Source organism: Bradyrhizobium nivariense (assembly GCF_029846695.2).
Lineage (GTDB): Bacteria > Pseudomonadota > Alphaproteobacteria > Rhizobiales > Xanthobacteraceae > Bradyrhizobium.
Genome location: NZ_JARWCR020000048.1, coordinates 39,051 through 56,869, shown reverse-complemented (window position 1 = coordinate 56,869; position 17,819 = coordinate 39,051). Strand labels below are relative to the sequence as shown.

Below are 17,819 nucleotides of genomic sequence, written 5' to 3'. Positions count from 1 at the left end.
GTCGTCAGCTCGCGGCCGCCGCGATCCTGTGCCCCGGGCTGGTGTGACGGTCGCTGGTCTCATCGCCGCGACCAACCTCGGGCGGAAGCCCGGCGAAGCGCCGCAAGGCCTCGGCCATCTGCACCCGGCCGGAGACCCCGGTGATCACCACGTCCACCATGGCGAAGGACGAGTGGAAATGACCGCGCGCTGTCAGCTGCTCGACCGGGACCCCGGCGGCCGCCATCGCCTCGGCATAGGCGATGCCTTCGTCGCGCAGGGGATCGAATTCGCAGGTGACGACGAAGGCCGGCGGCAACCCTGAGACCTTGCCGCGGAGCGGCGAGATGCGCGGATCGGTGCGGTCGGCCGGCGAGCAATAGAGGTCCCAGAACCAGTACATCAGCGAGCGGGTCAGGAAATAGCCGGTCGCATTGTCGTTGTAGGAGGGGCGGTCGAAGGTGCAGTCGGTGACCGGGCAGATCAGGAGCTGGCCGGCGATCTCCGGGCCGCCGCGATCGCGTGCAAGCTGACAGGTGACGGCGGCGATGTTGCCGCCGGCGCTCCAGCCTGCGACCAGCACCGGGCCCGGCTTGCCGCCGAGCTCGGCGGCGTGCTCGGCGATCCAGCGCGTCGCTGTATAGCCGTCTTCGGCTGCGGCCGGGAAACGATGCTCGGGCGCATGACGATAGCCGACGCTGACGAGCATCATGCCGGTCCGCCGCACCATGTCGCGGCAGAACGGATCGTCCGACTGCTCGTCGCCGAGCACCCAGCCGCCGCCGTGGAAATAGACCACGACCGGATGCGGCCCCGGCGTTGCCGGGCGGTACACGCGGTAAGGCAGCGGGCCGTCGGCGCCGGGCAGGTTGCCGTCGATGACGTCGCCGATCGGCCGCCCCGCCGGGCGGCCCTTGTTGAACTCGTTGACGAAGGCGCGTGCCCCGATTGCGCCCATCGACTCGATCGGCGGCAGGTTGAGCGTAGCCAGCAGGTTCAGCACCAGCCGCACATCCGGCTGCAGGCGCACCACCTCGCCGTCATTGCATTGCGCGGCGACATTGGGGCCGGTGAGCTTGAAGCCGAGCATGCCGCGGCTGACAACCTCGTCGCAGATGCTGCGATAGGGGCCGACGCCGCCGGTATAGGGCATCAGGCCCTGCACCTTGCCGGGCACGTTGGCGCCCGTGTACCAGGTGTTGGCGAGCCGGTGCAGCGTCACCATCGAGCAGTCGGCCATGTGCCGGCCCCAGCCGGCCTGCGCCGTCTCGGTCGGCTCGATCGTGGCGAAGCCGGCGTCGCGCAATGCTTTGAGCCGGTCTACGACCCAGTCGACATGCTGCTCGATCGACACCGCCATGTTCGACAGCACCGACGGGCTGCCGGGGCCGGTGATCATGAAGAAGTTCGGGAAGCCTGCGACGGTGAGCCCGAGATAGGTCTGCGGCCCGTGTGCCCAGACATCGGTGAGCGACTTGCCGCCACGTCCGGTGATCGGATGCACGGCGCGGATCGCGCCGGTCATGGCGTCGAAGCCGGTCGCGAACACGATGACATCGACGTCGACGCTGCGCTTGGCCGTCGTGATGCCGCTTGCGGCGATCGCCTTGATCGGCTCCTGGCGCAGATTGACCAACGTGACGTTCGGCCGGTTGTAGGTCGCATAGTAGTTGGTATCGAGGCAGGGCCGCTTGGCGCCGAAAGGATGATCGTGCGGCATCAGCGCTGCCGCCGTCTCCGGATCCTTCACGGCCGCAGAAATCTTTTCGCGGATGAGGTCGCAGATCAGCTTGTTGCCGTCGACATCGACGGCCTGGTCGGCCCAGAGCTGTGTGAGGATGTAGACGAGGTCGCCCTTGCCCCAAGCTTCCTCGAAGCGCGCACGCCGCTCGGCGTCGCTGAGCTGCCAGCTCACTGCGGTCTGCTGCGGATAGGGCACGCCGGCCATCGACTGGCGCGCCTGCTCGCGATAGGCCGCGCGGTCGCCTTGCAGGAGACTCGCGCGATCGGACGGTGCGGGACCGTTTTGTGCAGGCAGCGCGAAATTCGGCGTGCGCTGGAACACGGTCAGGTGCGCGGCCTGCTCGGCGATCAGCGGGATCGATTGAATGGCCGACGATCCCGTACCGATCACCGCGACGCGCTTGCCGGCGAGATCGACGCCGTCATGCGGCCAGCGTCCGGTGAAATAGACCTCGCCGCCAAAATCCTTGACGCCGTCGATTTCCGGCGGTTTTGGCGCCGAGAGGCAGCCGGTGGCCATGATGTAATGGCGGCAGGAGACCGGTGCGCCATTGTCGGCGGTGAGCTGCCAGCATTCGGTCGCCTCGTCCCATTTCGCTTCCGTGACCTTGGTCTTGAAGCGGATGTCGCGCCTGAGATCGTAGCGGTCGGCGACGAAGCCGAGATAGCGCAGGATCTCGGGCTGGGTCGCGTATTTCTCCGACCAGGTCCAGGCCGTCTCGAGGTCCGGATCGAAGGTGTAGCTGTAATCGATGGTCTGGATATCGCAGCGCGCGCCGGGATATCGGTTCCAGTACCAGGTGCCCCCGACATCGCCGGCCTCGTCGAGCGCGACGGCCGTGAAGCCGGCCTTGCGCAGGCGATGGAGGAGATAGAGACCGGCAAATCCGGCGCCGACCACGGCGACGTCGACCTGTTGGGCTGTTCCATTCGCCGCATTGGATTCACGTGCGGCAACCATTGCGTCCGGCATGGCATTCCTCCCGTGTTTTGTTTTGCCGGCAGGCTAGCGCTGCAGGCTCGGCTTGTCATCAGAGCAAGTGCAATCTTCGGTGGTCGTTTGCGGCGTGATCGTGGCGGCGCGAACGCTGCTTCAATGCACGCATCGCGATGCACAATGGCCGTGATTGCCCGGGCTAATCATGCCCGATCCGTCTGTGTATGCTTGCGGCTACAAGCCACGCGTACTGACCGGGCGTCATGACAGAGTTGAGTGAACGGACCAAAGCGAACATGGACGTCGTCCTGGAGGAGACGTGCCGCCAACTGCCGCATGGCGGCGATCACGACAGCCGCAGATTCATCGCCAAGCGCCTGATCGAGGCGGCGCAATCCGGCCACTCCACGCTCGGTGAGCTCGGCATCATCGCACGGCACGCACTGGCGGAGCTTATCGCCAAGGGGAGCTAGGCGCGGCCGCGACGCTTGCCTCGCAGTGGGCCACGGACATAACCTGCCTGCACCCTTCCGCGCATCGAGATGCTCCGAAGATGCGGTCCCTGTTCGCGCTTTTTGCGACGTCTGTCGTCCTGTGTTGCGGCGGTTCGGCCGTGGCCCAGCCGGTCGGCCAGTTTCCGTTCGCGTTGACGCGCGAAGGACAGATGCTTGGCGCCGTCGAAGGCGAGGTGGCGTCGTTCAAGGGGCTGGCCTATGCGGCGGTGCCGATCGGCGCGCTGCGCTGGCGCCCGCCGCAGGCTACGCCCGAGAGTTCGGAGATGCGCACTGCCTACGAGTACGGCGCGCCGTGCCTTCAGCCATCGCTGCCGGGCGCGAACGAGGATTGCCTCACGCTGAACGTGTTCCGTCCCTTCGGGGTCGACGGCCCGCTGCCGGTGATCGTGTTCGTCCACGACGGCGCTTTCGTCCGTGGCACCTCGAACGATCCGCTGTTCGACGGCGCCAGGCTGACGCAGGCCGACCTCATCGTGGTGACCGTGAATTTTCGCCTCGGCGCGCTCGGCTGGCTCGCTGATCCCGCGCTGTCGGAAGGCGGCTCCGGCAATTACGGCCTGATGGACCAGATCGCCGCCTTGCATTGGGTGCACGACAACATCGCGGCCTTCGGCGGCGATCCGAACAACGTCACCTTGTTTGGCAGCGGCGCAGGCGCGACCTCGATCGCGCTCCTGATGCTGTCTGCGCAATCGCGCGCGCTCTTTCAGAAAGCCATTCTGCAATCGGTCCCTGGCCGCGCGCGCCTGCGCTCGGCGCAAGAGGCCGAGATTGTGGGCCGGCAATTCGTGGCGGCGCTTGGGCGACAGGCTGATTTGCGCGCCGCCGGGCCGCGAGATCTGCTTGCCGCCGAAAAACATCTGCTGGAAAAATCACGGCGCAGCTTCGCGCCGATGATCGATGGAAGCCTGGTGAGCGAGGAGGTCGCCGCAGGCTTCGCCGCCGGACGTGAGAGCCGCATTCCCCTGATCATCGGCTCGAACGACGACGAGACAGGTTTCGACAGCGAGCTCGATATCAGGGAGGAGCTGGCATCGTCGGGCACCACGGGCGATGAACTGCGCGAGCTCTATCCCGACCTCGCCAGAGCTTCGGACCGCGCGGCAAGGTTCTACACCGACAAGGTCTTCTCGGAGCCGGTGAGACTGCTGGCGCGCCTGCATGCCGCAAGCGGCGCGCCGACCTTCCGCTATCGCTTCGCCTATGTGCCGGAGGCACGGCGCGCCAACCCCGAGGGCGGTCACGGGCGGGAATTGCAGTTCATCTTCGGTGTGGAAGGCGTGCCCGGTGCGGGCATCTTCTCCCGAGGTGATCGCGAGGTCGCAAACCGCATGCGCGCCTACTGGATCAACTTCGCCAAGAGCGGCGATCCCAACGGTGCGGACCTGCCGCATTGGGATGCGGCCGCAGGCAGCGATCGCCTGCTGCTGATCACGAACGATCGCATCGCGAGCGGAGACGACCCCTGGTCGGAGCGTCTCGACCGGCTGGCGCGCTAGCTAGGGCAGGATGAGTTGGACTTAAGCCGCGAGCTCGACGCGCGGTGCCGGGCTCAGCCGGTCTTCCTCCAGATAATCCATCGCGCCATCCTTCTCGATGGCGTAGAACTGCTGGCCTTCCTTCGATCTGTAGGCGGCGCGGACGACGCCGCGGCGGCCCTTGTCACTGTTGACGACGTCCCCCAGCGCAAACTTCTTCATCTCACGTCCCTGGCTTCTGGCCGACTCCTTCGGCCACGCCCGTGACTTTGGGCGGCAAATCGTTAACGTCTTGCTAACCATACGGGTTTGCCTATGCTCGCGACCGATCGCCCGGGCAGCTCGCACGTGCATGTTGCCAACGAAACGAGCTTTCGCCCATGGTGCGATTTCCGACCTTCTTCCTGTCGCATGGCGGCGGTCCCTGGCCGTTCATGGAGGACCGGCGGGTGCAATATGCGAAGACCGCCGAGGCGTTCGGCCGGCTGCCGCAGCTATTGCCGGCAAGCCCGAAGGCAGTGCTCGTCATCACCGGACATTGGGAGGCCGACGCCTTCACCGTGTCCACCTCAGCGCATCCGCCGATGGTGTACGACTATTACGGCTTCCCCGAGCACACCTATCACCTTAAATATCCGGCGCCGGGCCAGCCCGAGCTCGCCGGGAAAGTGAAGGCGCTGCTCACGCGGGCCGGCCTCGATTGCCGGGAGGATCCCAATCAGGGTTTCGATCACGGCACCTTCGTGCCGCTCGGCCTGATGTATCCGAACGCCGACATGCCGATCGTGCTGCTGTCGCTGAGATCGAGCTATGATGCGGCCGAACACATCAAGGTCGGGCAGGCGATCACTTCGCTGCGCGATGAAGGCATTCTGATCGTCGGCAGCGGGCTGACTTATCACAACATGCGCGGGTTCGGCCGGGCGGAGTCGAAGCCGGTCTCGTATGATTTCGAGGCCTATCTGAATGAGGCGATCAGCCACAAGGATGCGGCGCGCCGCAACGCGATGCTGGTTGACTGGGAGAACGCACCGAGCGCGCGCCTGGCCCATCCGCGCGAAGATCATCTGCTGCCGCTGATGGTGGCCGCCGGTGCCGCCGGCAGCGACGTCGGCCATCGCGTCTTCGTCGACGAGGTCGCGAATGTCGCGATGGCGTCCTATGTGTTTGGCGGGTGATCTTCTCCCTCTCTCGCGTTCGGCACGGCGATCGCATATGGCTTTTTGGCAAGGCCTTAGCGCCCGCCTCGTCCTTCGAGACGACCGCTCCGCGGTCTCCTCAGGATGAGGCTAATCGGCATCCGTGCCCGTTGAAACTGCTGCCACGCATTCCATCCTCGTCCTGAGGAGCCCGCCTAAGCGGGCGTCTCGAAGGATGGCCGCAGGAACCGTTCTCAAAGCAAGATGTGGAATCTCACCCGTACTTCAGCTTCATGAACAAGATGCCGCCGGCGAGCACCATGGTGACGGCGTTGGCGGCGACCAGCGGGGCGTCGCCGGAGAGCAGGCCGTAGACGAGCCAGAGTGCCAGGCCCAGCACCATGACCAGGAACATGCCGAGCGAGATATCGCGGGCCGAGCGGGACTTCCACACCTTGATGAACTGCGGCGCGTAGGCGACGGTGGTGCAGGTGGCGGCGGCAAAGCCGAGCAGCTTGATCAAGAACGGGTCCATGCCGGCTCTATAGCATGGATTCGTCGGTGTCATGCCGTGCGGCGCGATGTCAAGAGATCGCGATAGAGCGCGGCATAGTCGCCCGCGCGGTTACGCCAGGACACGTCGGTCGCAAGGCCGCTCAGTTGCAGCCGCCGCCAGGTCAGCTTGTCATGAAAGGCGGTGTTGGCCTTGCGCAGCGTGCCGGCGAGAGCTTCCGCGGTGACGGGGCCGAACTTGAATCCGGTGGCATCGCGGCCGGACACGTCGGCCTCGCCGATATCGACGATGGTATCCTCGAGGCCGCCGACGCGCGAGACGATGGGCACGGCGCCGTAGCGCAGCGCGCAGAGCTGGGTCAGGCCGCACGGCTCGAACCGTGACGGCACGATGAGTCCGTCCGAGCCGGCCTGGATCAGATGCGCCATGATCTCGTCATAGCCGATCACGACCCCGATCCGGCCCGGGTTCGCGCGTGCGGCGGCCTGATAGCGCTCCTGGAGATCGCGGTCGCCGCTGCCGAGCAGCGCGAGCTGCATGCCTTCGCTCAAGATGGTCGGAATGGCCTCGAGCAGGAGATCGAGCCCCTTCTGCCAGGACAGGCGGCTGATGACGCCGAGCAATGGCGCCTCGTCCGAGGAATCCAGATTGAACTGTTGCTGAAGTACCGCCTTGTTCGCGGCCCGGAACGTAAGGTCCTCCGCGCCGAAGCGGTAGGCGATGTGCGGATCGATCTGAGGATTCCAAACGGATATATCGATGCCGTTGAGGATGCCGCTCAGCACGTTCGCGCGGGCGCGAAGCAGGCCGCCGAACCCCATGCCGCCCTCGTCGCTCTGGATCTCCTGCGCATAGGTCGGCGAGACCGTGGTGACGCGATCAGCGAATTGCAGGCCCGCCTTCAAGAAACTGATGCCGCCGAAATATTCGAGGTCGTTGACGCCGTAGGCGTGCCAGGGCAGGCCAATCGAACCGATCAGCTCAGGAGCGAACTTGCCCTGATAGGCCATGTTGTGGATGGTCATCACGGTAGCCGGCCGCGGTCGGTTGTCATAGTGCAGATAGGCCGGCGCGAGCCCCGCCTGCCAGTCATGGGCGTGCACCACGTCGGGAACGAAGGCCGGAACGAGGCCGTGGCCGATATCGGCGGCGATGCGCGACAGCGCCGCGAAGCGCACGCCATTGTCCGGCCAGTCGATGCCTTCGGCCGTCACGTAGGGGTTGCCAGGCCGTGCGTAGAGATGCGGCACGTCGAGCACGAACAGATCGAGGCCGTCATGCGAGCCGGCGAGCAGGCGTCCGGGTCCGCCGAAATAATCCGGCCAGCGCCGGATTTCGTCGGCTCCCCCGAGCATCCGCATCACGTCGGGATAGCCCGGCATCAGCGTGCGCATCTCGACGCCATGTGCCTTCAGCGCGATCGGCAGCGCGCCCGCGACATCCGCGAGGCCGCCGGTCTTGATGACGGGATAGACTTCGGAGGCGACCGCGAGGACGCGAACAGGCGTCATGTATTGAGCCTGTCGAGCATCGGCTGGGTGATGAGCGAAATGCCCTGCTCGGTGGTGCGGAAGCGCTTTGCGTCCAACTCGGGATCCTCGCCGACGACGAGTCCTTCCGGAATCTCGACACCGCGGTCGATCACGACGTTCTTCAAGCGCGCGCCGCGGCCGACATTGACATAGGGCATGATCACGGCGTTCTCGACATTGGCGTAGGAGTTGACGCGCACGCCTGTGAACAGCAGTGAGCGCCGCAGCGAGGCGCCGGAAATGATGCAGCCGCCCGAGACCAGCGAGCTCACGGCCTGGCCGCGCCGGCTCTCCTCGTCGTGGACGAATTTTGCCGGCGGTGTGATCTCCGAATAGGACCAGATCGGCCAGGCGCTGTCGAACAAATCGAGCTCGGGCACCACGTCGGTGAGGTCGATATTGGCGGCCCAATAGGCGTCGACCGTGCCGACATCGCGCCAATAGGCGCGGGGGTCGCTGCCGGAGCGGACGCAGGAGGTCGAGTACTGGTGCGCCATGGCGCGACCGTTCTTGACGAGGTAGGGGATGATGTCCTTGCCGAAATCGTGGTTGGAGTTCGGGTCCTCGGCGTCGCGCTTGAGCTCCTCGAACAAGAATTTCGCGTCGAACACGTAGATGCCCATGCTGGCGAGCGAGACGTCCGGCTTGCCCGGCATCGGCGGCGGATCGGCCGGTTTCTCCAGGAACGACTTGATCCAGCCGTTCTCGTCGATATGCATGATGCCGAAGCCCGAGGATTCCGCCCGCGGCATCTCCAGGCAGCCGACGGTGACGTCGGCGCCGCTGTCGACGTGCTGGCGCAGCATCACCTCGTAATCCATTTTGTAGATATGGTCGCCGGCGAGAACCACGATGAAGCGGCAGGCGTGGGATTCGATGATGTCGATGTTCTGGTAGACCGCATCGGCCGTGCCGACATACCACATGCTCTCGGAGACGCGCTGGCTTGCCGGAAGGATGTCGAAGCTCTCGTTGCGCTCGGGACGGAAGAAGTTCCAGCCCATCTGAAGGTGCCGGATCAGGCTGTGCGCCTTGTACTGGGTGGCAACCGCGATGCGGCGGATGCCCGAGTTCACCGCGTTCGACAGCGCGAAATCGATGATGCGGGATTTTCCGCCGAAATAGACTGCGGGCTTGGCGCGCCGGTCGGTCAGCTCCAGGAGCCGGCTGCCGCGTCCGCCGGCCAGGACGAACGCCAGCGCCTGGCGGGCAAGCGGCTCGGGTCTCGCGGCACTCATGTCATCCTCCCACAACTCTGGCGCTTCGCGAGAAGCCTCCCGGCCGCGCACATTGGAACCGATAATAATGGCACGAATAGTCAATCGGGAAGGCGGTTGTTGGTTGCGAACGCACGGGAAGCTTAATGCTTTGCCGCGGCGATCGGGCCTCAGGCGCCGTCGTACCGGTGTCATACGCGGCGGGGTCGTCGAACCCCATCCGGTACCGGTTGATCAGAATGGAGACATGCGTCTTGTGCGGTGCACGCAAATTCGAAGCTGAACTCGAGGCCGAATTCGAGGCTTTGACTTGGCGCAAGGATGACCGATCATGGCGCTGCGATCCATTTCCAAGCGAAACGTCAGACAGGGAGTAAGACGATGAGGATCTGGAAAACGGCAATTGCCTGTTCGCTGGCCGGTGCGGTCATGGCCGGCCAAATCGAGCAGGCCGCAGCGGGCCCAATGCCGACCAATGTCGCGACCATGAAGGCCGCGGCCAGCGATGATGTCACGCAGGTGTACTGGCGCGGCCGAGGTTTTGGATGGGGTATCGGTGGCCTTGCTGCCGGCGCGATCATCGGCAGCGCCATCGCCAGCAGCGCGCCTTATGGTTATTACGGCGGCGGCCCGTATTACGGCGGCTACGGATATCCGGGGCCGGCTTACGGCTATGCGCCTGCTTACTATGGCGGCTATGGCCCGGGTTACGCCTATGGCCCGGGTTACGGTTATGGGTATCGGTCCTACTACCGTCCCCGTCCCTATTATGGCTACCGCTATGGCTACTACCGGCCCCGGGCGTATTACCGGCCTTACTACCGCGGCTATTGGTGATCTTGCGCGGCTAGAGCGAGAGCCACACGATCAGGCTCATGCAGGCAAAATGCGCGAGCACGATCGCGGCGAGATGCAGCGGGCCGGCCTTGAGACGGAGCCCGCGCATCCCGCCGCCGCCTAGAGCTTCGGTTCTGATTGGCATCAGAACCGAAGCTCTAGATTTCTTTTGACGCGTTTTCTTCACGCGAACCGGTATCCACTTCGCTTGAAAACGCTCTAGTTCGATCCCGCGGCCGCAGCGGTGAAGCTGCGGTCGACGGCTTTGTTCACGTCGAGCTTCTTCGGCAGGATGCCATAGCGCGTCGAGCGGTCGGAGGCTTCCTGCACCTCCTTCACGACGTTCTCGTCGATCACGATCGGGCTGGTGCGCTGCGCGGTGTAGGCCGAGAGCAGCACGTCCTCCGGCAGCTTGGTCAGTTCGGCCGTGCTCTTGGCATATTCGCCGAGGTGATCCAGCGACCACAGCCGCGCCTTGTTCAGCCGCTGCACGAGGTCCTGCACCGCCGCGCGCTTGGTGGCGATGGCGTTGTCGGAGGCGACGATGAAGGTAATGGTCGGCGTCAGGCCCTCACCATGGGCGATCACGCGGGCCTTGTCCTTGAGCGTCGCGAACGAGACGTAGGGCTCCCACACCGCCCAGGCGTCGATCGAGCCCGCGACCAGCGCGATCTTGGCGTCGACCGGGCCAAGCGGTGCGAAGGTCGCGTCCTCCAATTTGATCTGCGCCTTCTCCAGCGTGGCGTCGATCAGGAACTGGCCCCAGCCGCCGCGCGTGCCGGCAAGGCGCTTGCCCTTGAGATCGGCTGCCGATTTGATCGGCGAATCCTGGCGCACGAGAATGGCTTGTGTCCTGGCATCCGACCTGGTGCCGCCGATCGCCTTGATCGGCGCGCCGGCCGCGTAGACCGAAAGGAACGAGAGGTCGCCGGTATAGCCGACGTCGAGTGCACCGGCGTTGAGCGCCTCCAGGATCGGCGCGGCCGCCGGGAATTCCGACCACTCGATCTTGTAAGGCAGATCCTTCGCGTAGCCTGAGATCTCGAGCAGCGAACGGTTGCCGCCCTTCTGGTCGCCGACGCGCAGCACGACGGCGTCGGCTGCGAACGATGCCGCGGCCGTCGACAGGGTGATGGCGGCTGCGAGCAGCGATGCGGCGAGCCGGCGGGTGATGGAATGGTCGAGGGAGTTGATGCTCATGTGGCCTGTCATGTTGCTTTGCTCACGACGCGTGAGCGAAAGATGCCGCGGAACGGTCAAGTCTATGGTCACGCGATGCGCAGTCAATGAAATGACCAACTGTATTGCGCGCGCGATGGGCAAGGACGTTTTAGCGACGTGCTGCTTTCGAGAACGTGCGGTGTGCGTCGGCGAAGCTGCGCAAGAATGAAGCAGGAGAGGGAGTCGCGCCGCCCTCTGCCAACCGATGCATTGGCGGAAATCCTTTCATCGTCCCCGTAGGCGCCGGTGGAGAGAATGACTTCGCTTCGCGCCACATTCGAAATTCCATTTCATTGACGCTGCGGCGAGCGCGCCGCATGATTTGCGCATCGCATCAACGCGGCGCAGGAAGCGCCGGCGAAAAGATTTTCTCTCAACGCAGCTCCGCACGGAATATGCGCAACATAATCCGTTGTGCAGATGGCGGAGCCATGCCAGCGCAGGAGTGGGGACGGATGAACGACGACGACAAGCACGGCGGATCGAGGCTCGACCGGCGCCACCTGCTCCAGGCGGGCCTCGCGGCGGCCTTCGCCGCGCCGCTCGGTGCGCTTGGCGCGCAGGCTTTTGCGCCGCGCGGGATTGCGTCCGGCATCGACTTCTCGGAGTTTCCGCTGTGCCGGACGGCGTCCGACACGCCCGCGCTCACCGGCGCGCCGCGCAAGCTGAAGCTGTCGTGGAATGCCGGCGCGGTCTGCCTTGCGCCGCTGCCGGTCGCCATCGAGCACGGCTTCTTCCAGAAGCAGAATCTCGACGTCGAGCTCGTCAACTATTCCGGCTCGACCGACCAGCTGTTAGAGGCGATCGCTACGGGCAAGAGCGATGCCGGTCTCGGCATGGCGCTGCGCTGGCTGAAGCCGCTGGAGCAGGGCTTTGACGTCAAGATCGCCGCCGGCACCCATGGCGGCTGCATGCGCGTGCTGACGCGCGCCGACTCCAACGTGAGCAAGCTGGCCGACCTCAAGGGCAAGATCGTCGCGGTCGGCGATCTCGGCGGCCCCGACAAGAATTTCTTCTCGATCCAATTGGCAAAACTCGGCATCGATCCCAACAAGGATGTCGACTGGCGCGCCTATCCCGGCAACCTCCTCAATGTCGCCGTGGAGAAAGGCGAGGTGCAGGCGTTCCTGTCGTCCGATCCGCTCGGCTATCTCTGGCTCAAGGACAGCCAGTACAAGGAAGTCGCATCCAATCTCGATGGCGATTACCGTGACAAGAGCTGCTGCATCGTCGGCCTGCGCGGCAGCCTCGTGCGCGAGGAGCCGCAGGTCGCACGCGCCATCACGCAGGCGTTGCTCGATGCCGCGATGTTCACCTCGCAGAATCCGGTGGTGGCGGCAAAATCGTTCCAGCCTTATGCGCCGAAGACGGCAACGCTTGCCGATATTGAGGGCATGGTGCGCTACCACACCCATCATCATCATCCCGTCGGCGAGGTGTTGAAGCGCGAGCTCAAGGCCTATGCCGACGATCTCAAGAGCGTGCAGGTCTTCAAGCAGAGCACCGACACGGCCAAATTCGCGGAGCGCATCTATGTCGACGTATTCGCTGTCTGACGGCCTCGCCTCCGGCGCGCCGCGGCTCTCGCGCGCGCCGCTGCTAGCGAGCTGGATCCGTGAATCCGGCGTTGGCGTTCTCGCTAGCGCCGCGTGGATCGCCTTCGGTCTGTCCTGCCTGTGGTGGGAGGATGTCGGGGACTGGTCACGAACCCATTCACTCGGCATCGCTGCCTTCATCGTTGCGGCGGTGGCCTTGTTCGGAACGGTCGGCGCCGATTATCTCGGCTCGGCCGGTCGCGGCTTGCGCCAGCGTGCGCCATGGCTTGTGGCGCTTGGTGCGTTCCTGACCTTGTGGGAACTTGCTACTGCCAAATTCGCCTGGCTGCCACTGCCGTTCTTTCCGCCGCCGCAATCGATCATCGAGGTCTATACCGACGATTTGCCGAAGCTGCTCGACAGCGTGTTCGCGTCGGTCAAGCTCCAGCTCGGTGGCTATCTGATCGGGGCCACGGTCGGCTTCCTGACCGGCGTCTCGATCGGCTGGTCGCGCGCGGTCGGCTATTGGGTGCATCCGGTGCTGCGCTTCATCGGCCCGCTGCCGGCGACCGCCTGGCTGCCGATCGCCTTCTTCACGTTCCCGTCGAGCTGGAGCGCCTCGACCTTTCTGATCGCGCTGGCAACCGGCTTCCCGGTCACCGTGCTGACCTGGTCGGGGGTCGCGAGTGTGGGCAACGCCTATTACGACGTCGCGCGGACGCTCGGGGCAAAGCCGTCCTTCCTGGTGTTGAAGGTGGCGATCCCCGCGGCATTGCCGCATGTCTTCGTTGGCCTGTTCATGGGGCTCGGCTCGTCCTTCGCCGTGCTGGTCGTCGCCGAGATGATCGGCGTCAAGGCCGGGCTCGGCTGGTATCTGCAATGGGCGCAGGGCTGGGCCGCCTACGCCAATATGTACGCGGCGCTGATCGTGATGTCGCTGCTCTGCTCTGGCGCGATCACGCTGCTGTTCGCGATCCGCGACCGCCTGCTGGTCTGGCAGAAGGGGACTGTGAAATGGTAGCCGCAACTGCACTGGCTGAAATCGACGCTCACCCGGCCGCCGGCGCCGCGCTCGACATCGAGCAGGTCAGCCACGCCTTCGACATCGATGGTGCCGAGCTGCCGGTGCTCAGCGAGGTCAGCATCTCCGTCGAGCCGGGCGAGTTCGTTGCGCTGCTCGGTCCCTCCGGCTGCGGCAAGTCCACGCTGCTGCGCCTGGTCGCAGGCCTCGACAAGCCCAGGTCGGGAACGCTGCGCGAGGACGAGGCCCGCATCACCCGGCCGCATCCTTCGCGCGTTGTCGTGTTCCAGGATCCGACCCTGTTTCCCTGGCGTACGGTCTGGGACAACGTCGCGCTCGGGCTGGAGGCGCAGGGCATTTTGAAGAGCCAGCGGCACCGCGTCGATGCCGCGCTCGATCTTGTCGGCCTTGCGTCCTTCCGCAATGCCTATCCGCACCAGCTTTCAGGCGGCATGGCGCAGCGCGTCGCACTGGCCCGCGCGCTGGTCAATGATCCAAAAATCCTCATCCTCGACGAGCCGCTCGGAAAACTCGACTCGCTGACCCGCATCACCATGCAGGGCGAGCTGGTCTCGCTGTGGCAGCGCAAGGGTTTTACCACGCTGCTGGTGACGCATGACGCCGAGGAGGCGCTGGTGCTCGCCAATCGCGTCATCGTGTTCAGCGACCGCCCGGCACGGGTGAAGGCCGACATCCGTGTCGATCGGCCCTATCCGCGCCACCGCGGCGATCCGTATCTCGCGGATCTGCGCCGCCAGATTCTTGGCCTGCTGGGACTGGACGCCACATGGTGACTTCGATCGCCAAGGGGCGCATGGCCCATAGCGAGCCCGATTACATCGCACGTGCCGAGGCGCTGGCCGAGGACTTCGCCGCGCGCGCGGCCGAGCACGACCGCACCGGCAGCTTTCCCTTCGAGAATTTTCGCGAACTGTCCGAGGCAGGTCTGCTGTCGCTGACGGTGCCTGCGGCCCATGGCGGGGCCGGAGCGGGCGCTCGATACGCCGCACGCGTCCTCGGCATCATCGGCAAGGCCGATCCGTCGACCGCGCTAGTGCTGTCGATGCACTACATCAACCACCTGGTGATGGCACGGAGCCCGACCTGGCCGGCGCGGCTGTCGCGCAAGCTTGCGCGCGAGAGTGTCGAAGGCGTTGCGCTCGTCAACGCGCTCCGCGTCGAGCCCGAACTGGGCTCGCCTGCGCGCGGCGGCCTGCCCGCGACCATTGCACGTCGGACCGAGACCGGCTGGCGGCTCTCGGGGCACAAGATCTATTCGACGGGATCGCCGATCCTGAAATGGTATCTGGTCTGGGCGCGGACGGACGAAGCCGAGCCGCGCGTCGGACAGTTTTTGGTGCCGGCGGGCCCGCCGGGGACGCGCATCGTCGAGACCTGGGATCATCACGGGCTGCGGGCCAGCGGCAGCCACGACGTCATCTTCGACGATGTCGTGATTCCTCTCGATGCCGAGATCGATGTGCGCAAGCCGGCGGACTGGCGCCCACCTGATGTCACACAGGCGACCGTCCATACCGTCTTCGTCGCCGCGATCTATGACGGCGTCGCGCGCGCGGCGCGTGACTGGCTGGTCGCGTTCCTGAAGCAGCGCGTGCCGGCCAGCCTGGGTGCGCCGCTTGCGACCTTGCCGCGCGCGCAGGAGATCCTTGGCGCGATCGAGGCACGGCTCGCGGTCAATGCGCGGCTGATCGCATCCTTCGCCGGTGATTTCGATGACGGCATCGAGCTTTCCGCGGCCGAGTCCAACGTCATCAAGCTGACCGTGACCAACAATGCCATTGCCGCGGTCGAGGACGCGCTGTCGCTCACCGGCAATCACGGCCTCTCCCGCGCCAATCCGCTGGAGCGGCACTATCGCGACGTCCTGTGCGGCCGCGTGCACACGCCGCAGGACGATTCCACGCGCACCGGCCTCGGCCGTGCCGCATTGGGACTCTAGCTTTCAGAAAAGAAACAGGGAGACGATCATGTCGATCGAGTTCATCGGCTTCATCAGCAACAACAATTCATCCGAAACCGTGGTCCGCGAGGGACCGATCCTCAACCCGACCCACATCGAGACGGTGGCGAAGGCGCATGAGAATGCCGGCTTCGATCGCGCGCTGCTGGCGTTTCATTCGACCACGCCGGACGCGCTCCAGGTCGCCCAGCACGTCCTCGGCGTCACCGACCGCCTCAACGTGCTGATCGCGCAGCGCCCCGGTTTCACCGCTCCGACCCTGCTGGCGCGACAGTTCGCGGCGCTCGACCAGTTCTCCCGCGGCCGCGTCGCGCTCCATGTCATCACCGGCGGCAACGCCACCGAGCTGCGGCAGGACGGCAATACGCTCGACGACAAGGACGAGCGCTACGCGCGCACCTCCGAGTTCCTCGACGTCCTGAAGTTGGAATGGACCAGCGACAAGCCCTTCACCTACAAGGGCAAGCACTATCAGGTCGAGAACGCCTTCTCGCAGGTGAAGCCATATCGCCCGGAGGGCATCCGCGTCTATTTCGGCGGCGCCTCGGATGCGGCGATCGACGTCGCCGGCAAGCACGCCGACACGTTTGCGCTGTGGGGGGAATCCTACGCGCAGGTGCGCGACGTCACCTCGCGCGTTCACAATGCGGCCGTCAGGCAGGGCCGTCCGACGCCGCGCTTCAGCCTCTCGGTGCGGCCGATCATTGCCCCGACCGAGAAGCAGGCCTGGGAAAAGGCGGAAGAGATTTTGGCGCGCGCCACCGCGCTCCAGGACAAGACCGGTTATCGCAAACCCGCCGACGGCCATGCCACGGCCGGCGCGCGGCGCCTGCTCTCGCTCGCCGACCAGGGCAGCCGCATCGACAAGCGGCTCTGGACCGAGATCGCAAAGCTCACCGGTGCCAACAGCAACACCACCGCACTGGTCGGAACGCCCGAGCAGGTCGCGGAAGTCTTTGGCGACTATTACGATCTCGGTATCACCCATTTCCTGATCCGCGGTTTCGATCCGCTGATCGACGCCATCGAATATGGGCGCGAGCTGATCCCGCTGACGCGCGCGTTGGTCGCCAACCGTCAGGCCGTTCACGGCGAGGCCGCGGAATGATCCGCCTCATGCTGGCTGGCGCGCTGCTGTTCGGCTCGTTCGAGCTGGCGGCGGCGCAAGCCACCTTGCGCGTCGGCGACCAGAAAGGCAATTCGCAGGCCGTGATGGAAGCGGCGGGCGTGCTCAAGGACGTTCCGTACAAGATCGAGTGGAAGGAGTTTCCGGCAGCGGCTCCGCTGCTGGAAGCGCTGAGCGCCGGAGCGATCGAGACCGGGCTCGTGGGCGACGCGCCCTTCACCTTCGCTGCCGCCTCCGGGGCGCCGGTGAAAGCGATTGCCGCGATCCGGCAGACGCGCGAGGGCCTGGCCATTCTTGTGCCCGAGGCCTTGCCGATCAAGAGCTTTGCCGATCTGCGTGGCAAGAAGATCGCAACCGGCCGCGGCTCGATCGGCCAGCAACTGATCCTGGCCGCGCTCGAGAAGAACGGCTGGAGTGCGAGCGACGTGCAGATCGCGTTTCTCGCGCCTTCCGATGCCAAGGTCGCCTACACGCAAGGCTCTGTCGACGCGTGGTCGACCTGGGAGCCTTATGTCAGCCAGGAGGAGGTGCTGTTCAAATCGCGCCGCATCATCACCTCGGAAGGCCTGACGCCGGGTTTGAGCTTTCAGGTGGCGCGGCCCGACGCCATCCGCGACAAGCGCGCAGAGCTGACCGACTTCATTCGGCGTCTCACCGCGGCGCGGGCATGGTCGCTGAACAATGTCGAGGGCTATGCCGCGACCTGGGGCAAGCTGATGAACATCCCGACCGCCGTGCCGCAGAATTGGCTCTCGCGCGCAAAGATCCGGATTGCGCCGATCGACGACGGCGTGGTCGCGGACGAGCAGAGCACGATCGACCTCTATTTTCGCTGGGGCCTGATCAAGCAGAAGCTGGATGCGGCCGAAATCGTCGATCGCTCGTTTGCAGATGCGATCGCGAAGGCGGGGTTGTAGCCTCCTGTGTCCCGGACGCGACGCAGCGTGCAACGCTGCTCCGCAGAGCCGGGATGCACAGAATGCTCGACGATATGGGCTCCGGCTCAGCAGCGCGCCGCTGAAGAAGCGCTGCGCTGCGTCCGGG

General features: G+C 65.4%; 16 protein-coding genes. 10 read left to right on the top strand and 6 right to left on the bottom strand.

Annotation, left to right across the window (positions count from 1 at the left end; translation table 11 throughout):
- Nucleotides 1-4: 4 nt before the first annotated feature.
- Nucleotides 5-2,695, bottom strand: a complete 2,691-nt coding sequence (locus QCM77_RS30695; RefSeq protein WP_279686106.1) for a flavin-containing monooxygenase — start codon at nt 2,693-2,695, stop codon at nt 5-7.
- 227 nt (nt 2,696-2,922) lie between these two features.
- Here QCM77_RS30695 and QCM77_RS30690 point away from each other — a divergent pair, with 227 nt between their 5' ends.
- Together QCM77_RS30690 and QCM77_RS30685 are read left to right on the top strand one after the other, a co-directional pair.
- Nucleotides 2,923-3,132, top strand: a complete 210-nt coding sequence (locus QCM77_RS30690; RefSeq protein ID WP_279686105.1) for a hypothetical protein — start codon at nt 2,923-2,925, stop codon at nt 3,130-3,132.
- Nucleotides 3,133-3,212: 80 nt separating this feature from the next.
- Complete coding sequence (locus QCM77_RS30685; protein ID WP_279686104.1) at nt 3,213-4,673, top strand: carboxylesterase/lipase family protein; 1,461 nt, start codon at nt 3,213-3,215, stop codon at nt 4,671-4,673.
- Between the two features lie 21 nt (nt 4,674-4,694).
- Here QCM77_RS30685 and QCM77_RS30680 read toward each other — a convergent pair whose 3' ends face one another.
- Complete coding sequence (locus QCM77_RS30680; RefSeq protein ID WP_279668930.1) at nt 4,695-4,874, bottom strand: hypothetical protein; 180 nt, start codon at nt 4,872-4,874, stop codon at nt 4,695-4,697.
- 158 nt (nt 4,875-5,032) lie between these two features.
- Here QCM77_RS30680 and QCM77_RS30675 point away from each other — a divergent pair, with 158 nt between their 5' ends.
- Entirely contained in the window at nt 5,033-5,830 is a 798-nt protein-coding gene (locus tag QCM77_RS30675; RefSeq protein WP_279686103.1) for a DODA-type extradiol aromatic ring-opening family dioxygenase, read from the top strand.
- A 235-nt stretch (nt 5,831-6,065) separates the two neighbouring features.
- Here QCM77_RS30675 and QCM77_RS30670 read toward each other — a convergent pair whose 3' ends face one another.
- The 3 genes from QCM77_RS30670 to glgC are packed head-to-tail and all read right to left on the bottom strand — an operon-like array spanning nt 6,066 to nt 9,075.
- Nucleotides 6,066-6,326: an SWEET family sugar transporter gene (locus QCM77_RS30670; protein ID WP_279686102.1), complete on the bottom strand. Its 261-nt coding sequence runs from the start codon at nt 6,324-6,326 to the stop codon at nt 6,066-6,068.
- Between the two features lie 29 nt (nt 6,327-6,355).
- Nucleotides 6,356-7,816, bottom strand: coding sequence for a glycogen synthase GlgA (gene glgA / locus QCM77_RS30665; RefSeq protein WP_279686101.1), 1,461 nt, complete (start codon nt 7,814-7,816; stop codon nt 6,356-6,358).
- A complete protein-coding gene (gene glgC, locus QCM77_RS30660; RefSeq protein WP_279668934.1) occupies nt 7,813-9,075 on the bottom strand; it encodes a glucose-1-phosphate adenylyltransferase in 1,263 nt (420 codons plus the stop codon). Before glgC ends, glgA begins: the two co-directional genes overlap by 4 nt.
- A gap of 360 nt (nt 9,076-9,435) precedes the next feature.
- Here glgC and QCM77_RS30655 point away from each other — a divergent pair, with 360 nt between their 5' ends.
- A complete protein-coding gene (locus tag QCM77_RS30655) occupies nt 9,436-9,891 on the top strand; it encodes a hypothetical protein (protein WP_279668935.1) in 456 nt (151 codons plus the stop codon).
- Between the two features lie 219 nt (nt 9,892-10,110).
- Here the strand turns inward: QCM77_RS30655 and QCM77_RS30650 are convergent, their stop codons facing one another.
- Nucleotides 10,111-11,091 (bottom strand): ABC transporter substrate-binding protein, encoded by a 981-nt coding sequence (locus tag QCM77_RS30650; protein ID WP_279686100.1) that lies wholly within the window; start codon nt 11,089-11,091, stop codon nt 10,111-10,113.
- A 476-nt stretch (nt 11,092-11,567) separates the two neighbouring features.
- Here QCM77_RS30650 and QCM77_RS30645 point away from each other — a divergent pair, with 476 nt between their 5' ends.
- From QCM77_RS30645 to QCM77_RS30620, 6 genes are read left to right on the top strand one after another with little or no spacing between them, the layout of a single operon-like run.
- Entirely contained in the window at nt 11,568-12,668 is a 1,101-nt protein-coding gene (locus QCM77_RS30645) for an ABC transporter substrate-binding protein (RefSeq protein ID WP_279686099.1), read from the top strand.
- Nucleotides 12,646-13,668 carry an ABC transporter permease gene (locus QCM77_RS30640; protein WP_279686098.1) on the top strand — a complete coding sequence of 341 codons (1,023 nt, stop codon included), beginning with the start codon at nt 12,646-12,648 and terminating at the stop codon, nt 13,666-13,668. The genes QCM77_RS30645 and QCM77_RS30640 overlap by 23 nt, the downstream gene beginning before the upstream one ends.
- The gene (locus QCM77_RS30635) at nt 13,662-14,462 is read left to right on the top strand and encodes an ABC transporter ATP-binding protein (protein WP_279665703.1); all 801 of its coding nucleotides are present in this window, start codon (nt 13,662-13,664) and stop codon (nt 14,460-14,462) included. Before QCM77_RS30640 ends, QCM77_RS30635 begins: the two co-directional genes overlap by 7 nt.
- On the top strand, nt 14,456-15,628 hold the full coding sequence (locus QCM77_RS30630; RefSeq protein WP_279665704.1) for an acyl-CoA dehydrogenase family protein: 1,173 nt from the start codon (nt 14,456-14,458) through the stop codon (nt 15,626-15,628). The genes QCM77_RS30635 and QCM77_RS30630 overlap by 7 nt, the downstream gene beginning before the upstream one ends.
- 28 nt (nt 15,629-15,656) lie before the next feature.
- Nucleotides 15,657-16,757 carry an LLM class flavin-dependent oxidoreductase gene (locus QCM77_RS30625; protein WP_279665705.1) on the top strand — a complete coding sequence of 367 codons (1,101 nt, stop codon included), beginning with the start codon at nt 15,657-15,659 and terminating at the stop codon, nt 16,755-16,757.
- A complete protein-coding gene (locus tag QCM77_RS30620; RefSeq protein WP_279686097.1) occupies nt 16,754-17,692 on the top strand; it encodes an ABC transporter substrate-binding protein in 939 nt (312 codons plus the stop codon). The genes QCM77_RS30625 and QCM77_RS30620 overlap by 4 nt, the downstream gene beginning before the upstream one ends.
- Nucleotides 17,693-17,819 lie beyond the last annotated feature (127 nt).